The sequence below is a fragment of the Alicyclobacillus sp. CIJ1 genome (genome assembly GCF_057538885.1).
In genome coordinates this window covers 101,107-114,304 of sequence record NZ_BAAJPH010000134.1, presented here as the reverse complement: position 1 = coordinate 114,304, position 13,198 = coordinate 101,107, and the positions used below count along the sequence as shown (strand labels likewise).

13 protein-coding genes are annotated in these 13,198 nt (G+C 64.5%); 1 reads left to right on the top strand and 12 read right to left on the bottom strand.

The window, feature by feature from the left end:
• Positions 1-33: 33 nt before the first annotated feature.
• From AC27E8_RS12290 to AC27E8_RS12235, 12 genes are all read right to left on the bottom strand, one after another.
• Positions 34-708 (bottom strand): response regulator, encoded by a 675-nt coding sequence (locus tag AC27E8_RS12290; RefSeq protein ID WP_487099023.1) that lies wholly within the window; start codon positions 706-708, stop codon positions 34-36.
• A gap of 20 nt (positions 709-728) precedes the next feature.
• Positions 729-1,757, bottom strand: a complete 1,029-nt coding sequence (locus AC27E8_RS12285) for a sensor histidine kinase (RefSeq protein ID WP_487099022.1) — start codon at positions 1,755-1,757, stop codon at positions 729-731.
• Between the two features lie 42 nt (positions 1,758-1,799).
• On the bottom strand, positions 1,800-3,215 hold the full coding sequence (locus AC27E8_RS12280; RefSeq protein WP_487099021.1) for an MBL fold metallo-hydrolase: 1,416 nt from the start codon (positions 3,213-3,215) through the stop codon (positions 1,800-1,802).
• Positions 3,216-3,269: 54 nt separating this feature from the next.
• A complete protein-coding gene (locus AC27E8_RS12275; RefSeq protein ID WP_487099020.1) occupies positions 3,270-3,857 on the bottom strand; it encodes a DUF1641 domain-containing protein in 588 nt (195 codons plus the stop codon).
• Positions 3,858-3,874: 17 nt separating this feature from the next.
• Positions 3,875-5,062, bottom strand: coding sequence for an NAD(P)/FAD-dependent oxidoreductase (locus tag AC27E8_RS12270; RefSeq protein ID WP_487099019.1), 1,188 nt, complete (start codon positions 5,060-5,062; stop codon positions 3,875-3,877).
• A 213-nt stretch (positions 5,063-5,275) separates the two neighbouring features.
• Complete coding sequence (groL, locus tag AC27E8_RS12265) at positions 5,276-6,892, bottom strand: chaperonin GroEL (protein WP_012809810.1); 1,617 nt, start codon at positions 6,890-6,892, stop codon at positions 5,276-5,278.
• A gap of 66 nt (positions 6,893-6,958) precedes the next feature.
• Positions 6,959-7,246, bottom strand: coding sequence for a co-chaperone GroES (groES, locus tag AC27E8_RS12260; protein WP_008336392.1), 288 nt, complete (start codon positions 7,244-7,246; stop codon positions 6,959-6,961).
• 157 nt (positions 7,247-7,403) lie between these two features.
• Positions 7,404-7,961, bottom strand: coding sequence for a molybdopterin-guanine dinucleotide biosynthesis protein B (gene mobB / locus AC27E8_RS12255; protein WP_487099018.1), 558 nt, complete (start codon positions 7,959-7,961; stop codon positions 7,404-7,406).
• Entirely contained in the window at positions 7,954-8,946 is a 993-nt protein-coding gene (locus AC27E8_RS12250; protein ID WP_487099017.1) for a molybdopterin-binding protein, read from the bottom strand. The genes mobB and AC27E8_RS12250 overlap by 8 nt, the downstream gene beginning before the upstream one ends.
• A complete protein-coding gene (gene mobA / locus AC27E8_RS12245; RefSeq protein ID WP_487099016.1) occupies positions 8,943-9,554 on the bottom strand; it encodes a molybdenum cofactor guanylyltransferase in 612 nt (203 codons plus the stop codon). The genes AC27E8_RS12250 and mobA overlap by 4 nt, the downstream gene beginning before the upstream one ends.
• Positions 9,548-10,120 (bottom strand): 5-formyltetrahydrofolate cyclo-ligase, encoded by a 573-nt coding sequence (locus AC27E8_RS12240; protein ID WP_487099015.1) that lies wholly within the window; start codon positions 10,118-10,120, stop codon positions 9,548-9,550. The genes mobA and AC27E8_RS12240 overlap by 7 nt, the downstream gene beginning before the upstream one ends.
• Positions 10,113-11,024, bottom strand: a complete 912-nt coding sequence (locus AC27E8_RS12235) for a phosphatase PAP2 family protein (protein WP_487099014.1) — start codon at positions 11,022-11,024, stop codon at positions 10,113-10,115. Before AC27E8_RS12235 ends, AC27E8_RS12240 begins: the two co-directional genes overlap by 8 nt.
• Positions 11,025-11,087: 63 nt before the next feature.
• Here AC27E8_RS12235 and AC27E8_RS12230 point away from each other — a divergent pair, with 63 nt between their 5' ends.
• The gene (locus tag AC27E8_RS12230) at positions 11,088-13,061 is read left to right on the top strand and encodes an ABC-F family ATP-binding cassette domain-containing protein (protein WP_487099013.1); all 1,974 of its coding nucleotides are present in this window, start codon (positions 11,088-11,090) and stop codon (positions 13,059-13,061) included.
• The last annotated feature ends 137 nt before the right edge of the window (positions 13,062-13,198 follow it).

Below are 13,198 nucleotides of genomic sequence, written 5' to 3'. Positions count from 1 at the left end.
CGCCTCTCGCGCTGCTCAGCGTGCGAAGGCGGCTCAGCCTCCTCGATGATCTTCCGTGGCGCCAGGCACGGGCGGATCCACAAGGCCGTTCTGATAGGCGTACCTGACGAGCGCCGCTCTCGAATGCAGACCGATCCGGCGCATGATGTGCTGGCGGTGTGTTTCCACCGTCTTGACGCTGATGTGCAGCGCGTCGGCCACCTCTCGATTGGTGTAGCCCTGCGCCAGGAGCACAAGGACCTCGGTCTCCCGCGGCGACAGCCGTTCCGCCGTTCGCGAGGGGCTGACGGCTTCAGCATTCGCGCGCTGTCCCCACCTGCGGGAAAGATAGGGACGCCCTGGTTGGCCGTGCTGAATTGCAGCCACAATCTCGCTCGAGTCGTCGTGCTTAAACACAATGCCGGAGACGCGAGCGTCCAACATCTTTTCCACATGGGCGCGATCGTCGAACATCGTCAGCATGATGACCCGGACCTGAGGGGCGATTTGGCGGAGGTGACGCGCGGTCGTGATCCCGTCCAGCCCCTGAGGCATGTGCACGTCCATCAGCATGACGTCGGGCCGATCTTTCATCGCGGCTTTGAGCGCGTCTTCGCCGCACGAGCACTCCCCCACCACCTCAATCCCGGCTACGCCGTGCAGGATCAGGCGCAGACCTTGGCGGACCAAGGCGTGATCGTCGACGATGACCACGCGCGTGTGAGCCATACCGATTCGCCCCCTTCTCCTCAGCCGAGCGGATTGGGAAAGATGACGCGAACACGCGTACCTTGCCCAGGCCGACTCTCGATCTCGAGCACCCCATGCAGCGCAGATGCGCGCTCGCGCATGTTCTTCAACCCGTAGCCGGGTAGCAGCTTGATCTGGTCCGCGTCGAAGCCACACCCGTCGTCGCGAATTTCCACTTCGCACATTTCGGCGCACGTCATGTGAATCTGAATGTGTCGAGCCCGCCCGTGTGAAATCGCGTTGTGCACCGCCTCTTGCACAATGCGGTACACGTGGATCGCGATGCCGCCGAGATCGCCACCGGGCCACTCCTTGTTCAGACTGACCTCGATCCGACAGCCGCTTGTCGACATCTCGTCGCTCAACATGCGGATGGCCGCGCTGAGGCCGAGATCATACAGGAGCGACGGATACAGCGTGTGCGACAGCGCGCGAACCTCTTGCGAGCACCGCTTGACCTGCGCGCGCAGGTCGTCGAGCGCCCTGTGCAGACGAGGTGGCGCCTGGCGCTTGAGGTGCTCCATGCCGAGATCCACCGCGTACAGCGACTGGCTCACCCCGTCGTGCAGCTCCTGAGAGATGCGCTTGCGCTCCTGTTCCTGCACCTCGAGCGTCATGCGGTTCAGCCGCGCTCGCATCTCCAACTCCTTCGCCTGCCGCTCGCGCGTGACATCCCGGATGACAATGACCATGTCGCGGCTGGCCTCGCCGCCAGACGGTTCAAGAAACGTGCGGCTCATGCCGACGGGGACATAGGCCCCATCCTTCGTCGGTAGTTCTGACTCAAAATACGAGACTTCGGTCTGACCGGCGAGAAAACACCGCTCTTCACCCGCTCCCACCTCGCGCGCTTCACAATACCTGCAATACGGGATCCAATCGCCCAGTTCCCAACCCGTCATGCGCGTCGCCGATGGATTGATGAAAACAATGATGCGGTCTTTGTCCATGACGATAATCCCGTCGTTAAGCGCATTGAACAGTTGCCGCAGCCGTTCCGTGCTGTAGCCCATCGTTCTGGTGGCCACCCCCACCACCCTCGCCACCCGAGTTTCCTCTACCTTACGACATCACGCCTCAACAGGGAAACCCTTGCCGTGCCACGCCTCATATCCGCCCACCATGTTGCGCACATCCCCCACGCCATGGGCCCGAAGCAGGCTCGCGGCGATGGCGGATCGACCGCCCGTCCGACAATACACGTAGACCGGTTGATCGCGTGGCACGTCGTGGATGTGAGCCGCGAGCTTCGAGAGTGGAATGTGGTGAGCCTGCGGCAGGTGACCCCCCGCCCACTCGTCGGCGTTGCGGACGTCCAGAAGCCAGAGCCCCTGCTGCGCGAGCGCTCCGTGCACCTCGTCGGGCGACACGTTCGCATAGGACGCGACGTCGTCCGGCGCTGCGCGCTCCACCGCGGCCGGTTCGGTCCAATCCACCACGTCATCGATGCCGATGGACCGAAGCGCGCGGATCACGTCAGGCGCCACCCCGTCCGCAGCCAGCAGATGGATGGGCCGATCGGCGGGAAGAAGCCACCCCGCCCACGTGACGAACGACTTGTTCCAGGGAATGTTGAGGCTTCCGGCCAAGTGGCGCTTCGCAAACGCGTCCGTCGGCCGCACATCCAGCACCACGCCGCCCTCTCGCCACGCGCGAAGCTTCTCCGGCGACAGGTCCACGCGCTCGGGCGTGCCCAGTTCCGCGAGCAGGCGCGGCCCCACCTTGTTGACCAGTTTCATGCGGGCAAAGTAGACCGGCGCTTCGGGCTGCCCGGCGAGCAGCGCCTTGACGAACGCGTCCTCGTCCTTGTGCTGAAGGGCCCAGTTCACCAGCTTCTCGTAGCCGACCGTGGACGACGGGACGGCGCCGAGCGCCTTGCCGCACGCGCTGCCCGCGCCGTGGGCCGGCAGCACCTGAACGTGATCGGGCAGCGCCTCAAATTTGCGCAGCGAGCGGAACATCTGGCGAGCGAGCGCCTCCGAACTACCGCTCTCGCCCGCCACGCGCTCGAGCAGATCCGGCCGCCCGACGTCTCCCACAAAGACGAAGTCTCCGGAAAAAAGCGCCATAGGCACGTCCGGCGAGGTCTTGCCGTCGTACAGGAGGTACGAGACGTGTTCCGGCGTATGCCCGGGCGTATGCATCACGACGATCCGCACATTTCCAAAGTGAAGCTCGTCGCCGTCCTTCAACAGCCGGTGTGGGTACGCCTTGACGTACTCGGACTTCCACTCCGGCGGGCCCTCGTCTGACACGCAGATGGCCGCACCTGCGCGATCCGCCAGCTCCCGGGCCCCGGAGACGAAATCGGCGTGAATATGCGTCTCGAGTGCAGCGACGATGCGCAGCCCCTCCCGCTTGGCCGTGAGCAAATACGGCTCGACGTCGCGGGCGGGATCGATCACGCAGGCCTCGCCCGTTTCCTGGCAGCCGACCAGGTAGGAAGCGTGCGCCAACCCTTCATCGTAGAAACGGCGAAGGTACATGTCACCCATCCTCTCCCCATCTGTTTCTGTTCTCGACGCGATGGCGTCCGCCCTTCACAGGCTCTTGATCATTGGCGCGTCGGCGCGCTCCTGAGCCACCTGCACGAAAGCCTTCGCGTAACGCAGGCCCTTCTGAACGACGGGCTCCTTCAGCAGGCGGAGCAGCGACCAGACGGTCACGGGCGTGCGGTCCTCTGCGGCGATCCGTCCGGCCTCGCGCGCGATGATGCGCGCCTCCTCGATCATCCGCTGCATCGATTCGAACTCGGATGTGAGGCTCGCGAACAGATACTCGACGGACGCCCGGTCCTCGAGTACCGCCTTCGCAAACTCGGCGAACTGCAGGAGGGGCCGCATGAGCTCCGCGAGGGTCGGAAGCGCGTTCAAGACTTCGGCGAGCGCTACGAGCGTGTCGCGATCGACGCGCAGCGGAATCTCTTCCGACGCCGACTCCATCAGGTAGCGGATCGATTCCCGATCCTGCACCAGTTCCCGTCCGAACGCGATGGCGGTGGGCAAGTTGCCGAGCGCCTCGTCCCACTCGGCCAAGCGCTCGATCACGCGCACGAACTTCGCCTGAAAATCCGGATCGCCAAGGGCTCGTTGGGCCCCATTGACTTCGACCGTATGGTTGTTCGCCATGATCCCACCCCCCACGCCTACATCAGGCCCTTGAGCATGCCGTCCCAGTACAGGACCGGCAAGAACGACTTCTTGAGCACGTACATGCTGAACCGCTCCTGGCCCTGATCGAACGGGAAGGTCTCCTCTGGCTCGTGGCTGTAATCGAACTCGGCGAGGATCAGTCTGCCGTAGCCCGTCACCAGAGGGCAGGAGGTGTAGCCATGATATTCGGCCTCGATCGGTCGGTCTTTCAGGTAGGCCGTCAGGTTGTTCACCAACACGGGCACCTGTTTGCGAATGGCCGCACCCGTCTTCGACGTGGGGAGGCTCGAGCAGTCGCCAAGGCTGAAGACGTTCGGAAAGCGGACGTGTTGCAAGGTGAATTTGTCCACGTCGACCCACCCAGCTTCGTTGGCCAACGGGCTTTGCTTGATGACATCGGGCGCGCTCATCGGCGGCACCACGTGCAACAGCTCAAACTCGAGGGCCATGGTCTGGCCCGTGTCCAGGTTCTCGAACACGGCGACCTTGTCGTCCGCCTTCACCTCGACAAGGCGGTGCTTGAAGTGCGGATGAATCTGCTTGCGTTCGACCACCTTCGTCAGCGCGTCGGCGTATTTCTTCACACTAAAGATGGTGGGCGTTCCGGTGACGTAGTGGATCTGCGCTTTGTGACGAACGCCCTTTTTCCTCAGATAGTCGTCCGCGAGGTAAGCGATCTTCTGCGGCGCGCCGCCGCACTTGATGGGGGTCTCCGGCATGGTGAACACGGCGTTGCCGCCGCGGAAGTTTTGCAGCGCGCTCCAGGTCGTTTGCACGTATTCATAGGTGTAGTTGCTGCAGATCCCGTTGCGGCCCATGTTGCCCTCGAGTCCTTTGATCTTGTGCCAGTCCATTTGTATCCCCATGGAGACCACGAGTGCATCGTAGGCCACGGTGTCTCCAGAAGCGAGCTCCACTTCGCCCTGCTCCGGGTGGAACGCGACCACGGCATCGCGAATCCATACCGCACCCGGCGGGATGAGCGACGCTTCATCGCGCACTGTAACCTCCCGCGGTGCCGCTCCCGCGCCCACGAGGGTCCAGAGCGGTTGATAGTAGTGCTTGTCGGCAGGTTCAATGATGGCCACCTGTCCCCGCCAACTTGGGTGTTCCCGAAGCAATCGCGCAGCTGTTGAAATCCCCGCGGTTCCGCCGCCCGCGATGACGATGGGATAGCGCATGGGGCTCCCTCCTCTTGTGAAAGCCTTTTCATCTCCAAACCTACTCCTGCCCGCGATTTCCGACCATCCGGGAAAACCCTGATTTCACAATCGCGGCGGGGTATGAGGGGGAGCCCTACGCGAAGAGGGAGCCGCCTTCGCCGTCGTCTTAGAAAAAGCGAAAAGGCACCCGAAGGGTCGCCCCTTCGGATGCCTGGATGTCCCGGTGAATGCTCACATCATGTCGCCCATGCCCGCGCCGGGAGCCGGAGCCTTCTCCTTTTCCGGCTTGTCGGCAACCGCAGCTTCGGTCGTGAGGAAGGTCGCCGCGACGCTCGCCGCATTCTGCAGCGCGGAGCGCGTCACCTTCGCCGGGTCGACAATACCGGCCTCGAACATGTTGACCCACTCGCCGGTCGCCGCGTTGAAGCCGATGCCCGGCTGCTCCGTCTTCAGGCGCTCCACGATGATGGAGCCTTCGACGCCCGCGTTCTCCGCAATCTGACGCACCGGAGCCTCGAGCGCCTTGCGGACGAGGTTCACGCCCGTCAGCTCGTCGCCCTCAGCCTGCACGTTGTCGAGCGCCTTGATGACGTTGACGAGCGCAACGCCACCGCCAGGCACGATACCCTCCTCGACAGCCGCGCGCGTCGAGTTGAGCGCGTCCTCGATGCGGAGCTTCTTCTCCTTGAGCTCGGTCTCGGTCGCCGCACCGACCTTGATGACCGCGACGCCACCCGCGAGCTTCGCGAGGCGCTCCTGCAACTTCTCGCGATCGAAGTCGGAGGTCGTCTCCTCGATCTGCGCCTTGATCTGATTGATCCGAGCCTGGATAGCCGACTTGTCGCCAGCGCCGTCCACGATGATGGTGTTCTCCTTGCTCACGCGCACCTGGCGAGCGCGGCCGAGCTGATCCAGCGTCGTGTTGCGCAGTTCAAGCCCAAGCTCCTCGCTGATGACCTGACCACCCGTGAGGATGGCGATGTCCTGCAACATGGCCTTGCGGCGATCGCCAAAGCCAGGCGCCTTGACGGCCACGGCGTTGAACGTACCGCGGATCTTGTTGACCACGAGGGTCGCGAGCGCTTCGCCCTCTACATCCTCGGCGATGAGGAGCAGCGAACGGCCAGCCTGCACGACGCGCTCCAGCACCGGCAGGATCTCCTGGATGCTCGAGACCTTCTTGTCGGTGATGAGGATGAGCGGCTCGTCCAGCACGGCCTCCATCTTGTCCGCGTCCGTCACCATGTACGGCGAGATGTAGCCGCGGTCGAACTGCATACCCTCGACGACCTCGAGCTCAGTCGTGAAGCCCTTCGACTCTTCGACGGTGATCACGCCGTCATTGCCGACCTTCTCCATCGCATCCGCGATGAGCTCGCCAATCTCGTTCGAACCAGCCGAGATGGCAGCAACCTCCGCGATGTTCTTGCGGCCCTGGACCGGCTTCGCGATCTTCTTCAGCTCCTCGACCGCAGCCGTCACGGCCTTCTCAATGCCGCGGCGGAGCACCATCGGGTTCGCACCGGCAGCGACGTTCTTCAGACCCTCGCGGATCATCGCCTGCGCCAGCACCGTCGCCGTCGTCGTACCGTCACCCGCGACGTCGTTGGTCTTCGTCGCGACTTCCTTCACGAGCTGAGCACCCATGTTCTCATACGGATCCTCGAGCTCGATCTCCTTCGCGATGGTCACACCGTCGTTCGTGATGAGCGGAGATCCGAACTTCTTCTCCAGCACCACGTTGCGGCCCTTCGGCCCGAGCGTTACCTTGACCGCATCCGCAAGCGCATCGACTCCGCGCATCATCGCACGGCGAGCTTCTTCACCAAAGCGAATCTCTTTTGCCATGTTGCATACCTCCCTGACGACTGTGGAATGTTCCGTTCATGGAGCGCTTTTCACGTCAATCCGGCATTACTTCTCGACAATCGCCAAGATGTCGCTCTCGCGCAGGATCAAGAGCTCCTCGTTGTTCACCTTGACCTCAGTGCCCGCGTACTTCGAGTAGATGACGCGATCGCCGACCTTGACCTCCATCGCCACGCGGTTGCCCTTTTCATCGAGCTTCCCCGGGCCAACGGCGATCACTTCGCCCTCCTGCGGCTTCTCCTTCGCGTTGTCCGGCAGGAAAATCCCACTAGCGGTCTTTTCCTCACGCTCCACCGGACGGACCACCACGCGATCAGCGAGCGGCTTCAACATTGCGAACGACCTCCTTACGAGATGTAGTTCCGAACCTTTGTTAGCACTCTCGCTCGGTGAGTGCTAACACCATGGACTATGATAATCGGTTCGCTGCGAGAGTGCAACAGGGAATTCAACTTTTTTTCGCCGACCGCGAAAGACTCGGTTGAGACCGTCATTCGGGAACCATAGGCGCGTCGAGCGCGCCCTGGCGCCACCGTTCTTGCCACCACGCCAGGAGATCCGCTGCCTGATGAGGCCGAAACACCGGCACTGGGAACCTCATGGGCGCCCAATCGGGCGAGACGACCGCCGCGATGGCCACGGCGCCCGCGGCGAGCAGCTGTGTCCACTCGCCCTCGCCCCGCACCACCGCAACTTTCGCGTGCGCCGCCCGCTTGCCTCCCTCTGCGATCACGACGTCCACATCCGCGACAGCGCGGATGGCCGCGAACCACTCGGGAAATCCGCCCTCCTGTCGCGATCGCAGGAGAAAGCCGCGCTTGCTCGCGACCATCGTCACGGACGCGCCGGCGGCCGCTGCGCGCGCAGTGTCGGATCCGAGCTTCTCCCAGTCGTCGGGCGCCTCGTCCGCGTGGCCGTCGTGCTTCAGGTAGGCCACGCGAAGTCCTCGCGCCGCCGCTTCTTGGACGAGGGCCTCTGCGAGACACGATTTGCCGGAGTCCGAAAAGCCCGCAATGCCGAGGATGACAGGCCCCTCCGCGTCACGCATTGAGCCAGCCACCCACGCCCAGGACGGCGATGTCCCGCTTGCGAACGCGAAGCCCGGTGAGGACGCGCGGAAGAAGGCGATCAAACGACGTGATGGGATCGTAGATGACGGCGCCCGGGAGTCCGAAGATGGCCGTGTCGTTCCGATACGCGAGCATGAGCATGGACCCGGGCAGCATGGGCGTGCCGTACGTCACCACCTCGGTCGCGGCATCCCGGATAGCACCCGGGGAGCGGTCGTCGGGATCCACCGACATCCCCCCCGTGACGAGCACGAGCGTCGCCCCCTTCTCGCACGCCTCGACGATGGCGTCCGCAATCCGATCCCGCTCGTCGCCGACAAACACCTGGTGCACGTCCTGGATGCCGTAGCGCGCGAGCTTGGCCCTTAGCACGGGCCCGAACTTGTCCTCCACGCGCCCGTGCAGGATCTCGCTGCCCGTCGTCACAATCCGCACCTTCTGGGGCTGATACGGCAACACGTCGATCACGGCGCGCTTCTGCGCCTGCGACGCGATGACCTCCACAGCGCGGACCTTGTCCTCGGCGATGACCAGCGGAATGGGGCGCACGGCGGCGAGGCTTGTCCCCCGCGTCACGTGCTGGAACGGCCGCTTGGTGGCGATGGAGATCTCGTCGATGGTGTTCATGGCCGTCACGCGCCGCGCGTCCACCCACAGCATGCCGTCCCGCTTCGCGCGGAGGATGACCTTGCCCTCCGAGACCTCGGAGAGCTCGACGCCCTCGCCCGCGATGGCCTGGGCCATGCGGACGGCCGCATCGTCCTCGTGCAACTCGCCCGCCTCGAGCTCCAGAATGTACAGGTGCCGCTTCCCCATGTCGAGCAGGACCGGGATGTCCTCCTCGCGCACCACGTGGCCCCGCTTAAACTGGCGCCCCTTGAACTCTCCGGGCACGATGCGCGTCATGTCGTGCGCGAGCGCCAGGCCAATGGCCTCTTCGACAGGCACTTCTCGCCGGATCACGCCTTTCCCTCCCTCTTCAGCCACGCCTCGTAGTCCTCCGGCCGGTGCACCGGCCGGACGGCCCAGGCATCGTCAAACGCGACGGTACAAATCGAAAGCCCCTCAAGAGCCTTGAGAATCCGCTTCTCCCCGCGCGCGGCGGCATCCGCGATAGCTCGCACCGCGCGCTCCGCGTAGACAGCAACGAGCGGCTGCATCCTCCCCTCGCGCTCCGCGGCGGCAACGTCGGCACCGGTGCGCGTCAACGCGTCCACGAGCGCCCGCACAGCGTCCGTCGAAATCCCCGGCAGGTCCCCCGCCAGCACGAGGAGCGGCGAGACGTCCGAAGGCTCGCGCGCCGCAAAGCGGCCGAGCGCGGCGAGCGGCCCCTGGTAGCATTCCTCGTCTTTCATCCAGGCGATCTCGCCCGTCAGCCAAGGCTCGACAGCGCTTCGCACAGACTCGTCCGCATAGAGCACGGCGACGCGCGGAGCGACCGATTCCGCCACGCGCACGACGTGGCCGGCCATCGGAATCCCGCCCGGTTCTCGCGGAAGCAAAAGCTTATTCCCCCGCTCTGCCATCCGCCTCGACGCACCGCCCGCAAGCACGGCGGCCCATTTCACCACCTGCAGGGCGCAAGCCCCCTCTCGGTGAGAAGCTGGTGCATGCGGACGTCGTGCGGGTGGCGAGGCAACGCATCCGCCAACTGTTCGACGAAACACACGCCAATCCGCCGGATGGATGCCGCCTCCGGCCGTTTGAAGTAGCGATCGTAAAAGCCGCCACCGTACCCAAGTCGCGTGCCGTCTGCCGCAAACGCAAGGCCCGGAACGAGGACGGCCGCCATCTCGCCGGGCGGGACGACCGGGGCGCGAGGCCCGGGCGCCGGAATGCCGTACGCGCCGGCATGCAGATCCGCGAGGGACTGGACAGCGCAGAACTCCATCTGCGCCGGCCCTTCCACGCGCGGGAAGGCGACGCTCGCGCCTTCCCGAAGCAGTGCCTCGGCCAATGGGGCGAGATCGACCTCGCCGTGGACAGCCGCATACAGCCCGAGAAATCCGTTGGTGGAAAGCTCGCGGAGCCACGCCTGCGCGTGTGCGCAGATGGCCTCCTCCTGACGGCGCCTCGCGTCCGGGAGGATGGCGGCTCGTTTCACGCGATATTGTTGGCGCAGCGCCTGCTTATCCATCTCGATGGGAATCTGCCTCCCGCGTGTACAGTCCGAGGAATTGAAACAGCCACGGCGCGAGCACGGTGGCCCAGGCGGCCAGAGCCGCCGCACGCGCGTACTGCCACAAGGGCTCCTCCAGATGCGCTTGTACCGCCAATTGTACCGCAACCACACCCCCCAGCGCGATCACGCCCGCTGCCACGCGCTTCCACAGGACGGGATCGAGGGAAGTGCGAAGAAACCGCTTCTCGAGCGCTGCACCCACACCGCCCACGAGCAGAAACACCGCGTAGACCGCCGACGTGACGTCGCGCGCGAGGACGAGGAGCGCGGCCGGGAAGAGGACGGCGAGCGCCAGGGCGACGCCAAACGGGATACCGCGATACGTCCACCACCGCCCAATCTGCCAGCCGCAAAAGCCAATGGCAAGTCCTGCTACCCAGCCGATGACCACATCCATCGGCCAGTGAAGCCCGAGATAGACGCGCGAGATGCCGACGGCGACCGACAGGAAAATGGCGAGAAGGAGCCACAGCGGGCGGCGCAGCCACATCGCGAAGGCCGTGAAGAACGTCATGGTCCCCTGCGCGTGGCCGCTCGGCATCGACAGCCCCGTCGCGGAACGAATGTCGCCGGACCGAATCCCAGGCACACCGATGGGCCGGGCGATGTGATAATAGGACTTGAGCCACGCGTTCAGGTACATGCTGGTGAAAAACACGTAGGCAAGCCGCATTCCGAGGACGCGATCGACGGCGAGCATCAGGACGGGCAGCGCGGCAAAATAGAACGACTCGTTGCCCAAGTAGGAAAACGCCACGGCCAGCCGATCCAGGACGACCGAGTGATGCGACTGCAGCCACACGATGAGGTCATATTGCCAGGTGAAGCCTTGCGGCAACGGGAACGACGCGCTGGACATGAAGGAGCCTCCCCACCTCGTCCGAACTTGGCTGCTAGAGTGTATGGACAAAGGAGCGTACGTATGATCCTTTTGCAAGCGAATCGAGTGAAAAAGAGTTACGACGGGATGGAGGTGCTGCGCGGGGCTTCCATGACCGTCCGCGAGGGCGACAAAATCGGCCTTGTGGGCCCAAACGGCGCGGGCAAGTCGACCCTGCTGCGCATTCTCACGGGGGAAGAGGCGCCGGACGAAGGCAGCGTGTACGTGAAGAGCGGTGTGGAACTTGGCTACGTCGCGCAGTTCATCGGCCGTGGGGACGACATGCGCGTGTACGATTTCGTCGCCGAGGCGAAGCGGCCCATTCAGCGACTGGAGCGCGAACTGCGCGCGCTCGAGGTACAGATGAGCGATCCGGCGCTGTATGAAGACGAGGCGCGGTTTGCAGATATCGCGCACCTGTACGAGGAGAAGACGCGGCGCTTCGAGTCCCTCGGCGGCTACCAGTGGGAGACGGACGTCCGCCGCGTCCTCGCCGGGCTCAACTTTCCGAGCGAGATGTACGACGTCCCCATTTCCGCGCTCTCCGGCGGGCAACGGACGCGGCTCGCCCTGGCGAGGCTCCTCGCGGCTCGCCCGGACGTCCTTTTGCTCGACGAGCCCACGAACTACCTCGACATGGACACCCTCGCCTGGCTGGAGGACTTTTTGTCGCACGGGGAGATGTCGCTCGTGGTCATCTCCCACGACCGGTATTTTCTCGATCGCGTCACGCGCCTCACGGTGGCGCTGGAGGGCGGACAGACGAGGGCTTATCCAGGGCCCTATCGCGTCTACCTGGAGATGCGGGCCGCCGAGCGCGAGGAGATGTGGCGGCGATACGAGGCGCAGCAGGACGAGATCGCCCGGATGGAGGCGTTCATCGAGCGGAACATCGCGCGGGCGTCCACGCACCGAAGGGCACAGAGCCGCCGCCGGATGCTCGAGCGCATGGAGCGGTTGGAACGCCCGCCCGCGGACGACCCGTCGCTTTGGATGCGGTTTTCCGTGCGGCGCACCTCGGGCGAGGACGTGCTCGAGGTGCGCGATCTCGCCATTGGCCATCGCGGCCAGGCGCTCGCGCGCCACATCAGCTTCCGCGTGCAGCGCGGCATGCGACTCGCCATTCTCGGCCCGAACGGCGCCGGCAAGACGACGCTTCTTCGCACGCTCGTCGGGGAACTCCGGCCCATCGAAGGCTGGTTCCGCTTTGGCCAGGGCGTCGATCTCGGCTATTACGCGCAGGAGGACGGGGGGCTTCCGCCGGACGAGCGCGTCATCGACGTCGTATGGAACGCCTACCCGGACCTCGATCACACGTCCGTGCGAAAGCTCTTAGCGCAGTTCTTGTTCCGAGGAGAGGAGGTGTTCAAACCCGTGCGCGCGCTCTCCGGCGGCGAGCAGAGCCGACTCCGGCTGTGCCTGCTCATGCAGAGCGGCGCCAACGTCCTCATCATGGACGAGCCCACCAACCACCTCGACATCCCAAGCAAAGAGGCGCTCGAGGCGGCGCTCGAAGAGTACGACGGCACAGTCATCTTCGTCTCGCACGATCGCTACTTCATCGACCAGATTGCAACGCACGTCGCGGTGTTAACGCGGGACGGCGTGGAGTGGTACATCGGCAACTACACCGACTACTTGGAGAAGGTGATGGAGAACGAGCGGCTCAGGCGCATCGAAGGCGCGGAGGACGAAACCGAGGCAGGCGACAATGAGACGCAGGAGGTCGCGGAAGAGCCACCGGCACGGCGGCGCATCCGCTCCAGCGAGGCGCGCAAGCTGGAGGCCGAGATCGCGCGCTGGGAAGAGGCCGCACACCAGATGGAGCGAGAGATGGAACAGGTGGCGCAGGAGCAGAGCGAAGCTGCGGTGGCGCAGAACATTGAGCGCCTGCGCGAACTCGACGCGCGCTACCGGCGCCTCGAAGCGGAGTATCAGCGCGCGCTCGAGCAGTGGGAAGCCAAATCGCTGGAACTCGAGGAACTGCGAAAAGCGCTCGAGGACTGGCACGGCTAGAAAGATTTCGTCGGGAAGCGCCCGTTCGAATGCGGACAATGTTCAGTTATCCACATTGTCCACCGACTTATCCACAAGCTCGATCCCGACCGTTTCGAGCCTTTTCGACACCTTTCCACAACATCCACAGCGCGATA

Bases quoted from the DNA above. Each gene is read 5' to 3' on its own strand.
- mobB (WP_487099018.1), bottom strand. From the start codon at position 7,961: ATGCGTGACGCGGAGGGGCCTGTCATCCTCGGCATTGCGGGCTTTTCG.
- AC27E8_RS12240 (WP_487099015.1), bottom strand. From the start codon at position 10,120: ATGGATAAGCAGGCGCTGCGCCAACAATATCGCGTGAAACGAGCCGCC.
- AC27E8_RS12230 (WP_487099013.1), top strand. From the start codon at position 11,088: ATGATCCTTTTGCAAGCGAATCGAGTGAAAAAGAGTTACGACGGGATG.
- AC27E8_RS12290 (WP_487099023.1), bottom strand. From the start codon at position 708: ATGGCTCACACGCGCGTGGTCATCGTCGACGATCACGCCTTGGTCCGC.
- groL (WP_012809810.1), bottom strand. From the start codon at position 6,892: ATGGCAAAAGAGATTCGCTTTGGTGAAGAAGCTCGCCGTGCGATGATG.
- AC27E8_RS12235 (WP_487099014.1), bottom strand. From the start codon at position 11,024: ATGTCCAGCGCGTCGTTCCCGTTGCCGCAAGGCTTCACCTGGCAATAT.
- AC27E8_RS12275 (WP_487099020.1), bottom strand. From the start codon at position 3,857: ATGGCGAACAACCATACGGTCGAAGTCAATGGGGCCCAACGAGCCCTT.
- AC27E8_RS12280 (WP_487099021.1), bottom strand. From the start codon at position 3,215: ATGTACCTTCGCCGTTTCTACGATGAAGGGTTGGCGCACGCTTCCTAC.
- AC27E8_RS12270 (WP_487099019.1), bottom strand. From the start codon at position 5,062: ATGCGCTATCCCATCGTCATCGCGGGCGGCGGAACCGCGGGGATTTCA.
- groES (WP_008336392.1), bottom strand. From the start codon at position 7,246: ATGTTGAAGCCGCTCGCTGATCGCGTGGTGGTCCGTCCGGTGGAGCGT.